The organism is Algoriphagus boritolerans DSM 17298 = JCM 18970 (assembly GCF_900108085.1).
Classification (GTDB): Bacteria; Bacteroidota; Bacteroidia; order Cytophagales; family Cyclobacteriaceae; genus Algoriphagus; species Algoriphagus boritolerans.
Window position 1 is genome coordinate 1 of the sequence record NZ_FNVR01000068.1, and the last position, 1,866, is coordinate 1,866.

The window sequence follows — 1,866 nt, forward strand, 5'->3', positions numbered from 1 at the left end:
TTTGATCGACTTATTATTGCTTCTATCCAACCCTACTGGCAAAGTAGCGGATAATCATATTATAATAATACCTCGTTTGAAGATCCAGAAATGGAGCGATCAAAGCCTGAAATCCATTGATGCCGAAATCAGTTAATTCAGGATAGGAACCATTATATCCTACCCCGATGTTTATCTCAGCTGTTGTTTTTTTTCCTATTGGTCTCTCCCATGCTATTCCTGGATTAAGAAAATTTATCTTGGTTGTCTTTTGAGTTTGTCCATTAGCCATACTTGAAACTAAAATCAAAGAAAATAAAATTGCCCTAGTTTGATTAATCATTTAATTCTTTCTAAAAATAGTTATATTTAGTTATTCAATTATATTAAAAAATTTGTAACTTAAAAAATTATTAATTTCAAAAAAACTACAATTTACTCATTTACAGATATTTAATTTCTACATTTAAATTTTATAAAGAATTACAAATTAGTTCAAAGCCCCTCTGGAGCCAGCCTTGCCACCACTCATCTGGGACCAGCCCTCTCACCTCGGTTTAGTCAACCCGCCTGAGCACTGGCTACTTATTTTTCGATCAGTTTCTAAATACGTATTGGACTAAGCTTGGCAACTACTCTCGGCTATCAAAATGAATTTGAAATTAGAAATTAGCTAGGAAATAAAAATCTTGAACTTACTATTTTCTGATTTTGATACTTTGCTTATTTCGGTCATGCCTACGGCATTTTGGAAAACCAATGCTTTAACCATTATTCCAGCCATTGAAATGGCTGGCTAGACAATCGGTCATGCCTACGGCATTGTTTCTTTACAGTCCCGTAGGGACGACTCAGCACCTAGCCAGAGGTTTTAACCTCTGGGAATATAGAATGTCAACAGAGCCTGGCAAAGTCCCATCGGGACGGACGATATTTTTTAACAGGCAGGCAATAAATCAAAATTGAATCTCAGCTGCCGATATCGGCCATGCCTACGGCATTGTTTCTTTGCAGTCCCGTAGGGACGACTCATCACCTAGCCAGAGGTTTTTACCTCTAGGAATATAGAATGTCAATAGAGCTTGGCAAAGTCCCATCGGGACGGACGATATTTTATTCCAATTCATTAAAAAGGTATTCAGGTAAAAATTCCACATTATGGGCCTTCAACATCAGGAGATACTCCCCTCTGAAGGTCATTTTCTGATGATGGATTTCCTGATTTTTCACATAGTCAAAAACACTCGTAATCTCTTTTTCACTGTAGGTAAAGGAACCAAATGCGGATTGCCATTCGAACCTATGCTCAAGCAGCTTGGATTCATTTAGCCACTTGGAAGATTTAGATTTGGCATTTTTCATTATTTCCGAGATAGCTTGCTTCGGAAAAAACCGGAACAGAACATGAACATGGTCGAAATGTCCGTTCACGATTAGCGTCTTTGCCCCTGTCTCGTTAATAAGGTTTCCAATTACAGCATACAACTCTCTTTTGAAGGAATTTTGAATAACTGCTTTTCTGTATTTAACCGCAAAGACAGCCTGACAATACATCTTTGAATAGGTATTTGGCATAGCGTATTGGACTTTAGACTTGAACTAATTTAATCAAAATCGGGCAAATCAATGGCTTTTTTATGAACTCTTTGTCCCGTTTACCTACTCGTAAAATGGCTGGCTAAAGTATCGTCCATGACTATGGCATTGCTTCCAGATAATTTTCCGCTTCGTTCCAGTACAGCTGTCGGGGCTGGCTGCTCGCTAGATTTGTCCGCTAAGAAATATTTCATTAAAGAGGCTGTCTCAAAAATAGATAGTTTAAAAGGCTAGTCGATTATTCGGCTAGCCTTTCTTGTTTAACTCAAAATTTGTATTTTGAGGTGTGGA

At 37.7% G+C, this 1,866-nt stretch carries 1 protein-coding gene; it reads right to left on the reverse strand.

The genetic code is table 11. The features are described 5' to 3' along the window. Positions 1 to 1,092: 1,092 nt before the first annotated feature. Positions 1,093 to 1,554 (reverse strand): IS200/IS605 family transposase, encoded by a 462-nt coding sequence (gene tnpA, locus C4S61_RS21550; protein WP_103926840.1) that lies wholly within the window; start codon positions 1,552 to 1,554, stop codon positions 1,093 to 1,095. Between the last annotated feature and the right edge of the window lie 312 nt (positions 1,555 to 1,866).

What these genes read in the sequence shown, in the direction of transcription:
- tnpA (WP_103926840.1), bottom strand. Translation starts at nt 1,554, where the DNA reads ATGCCAAATACCTATTCAAAGATGTATTGTCAGGCTGTCTTTGCGGTT.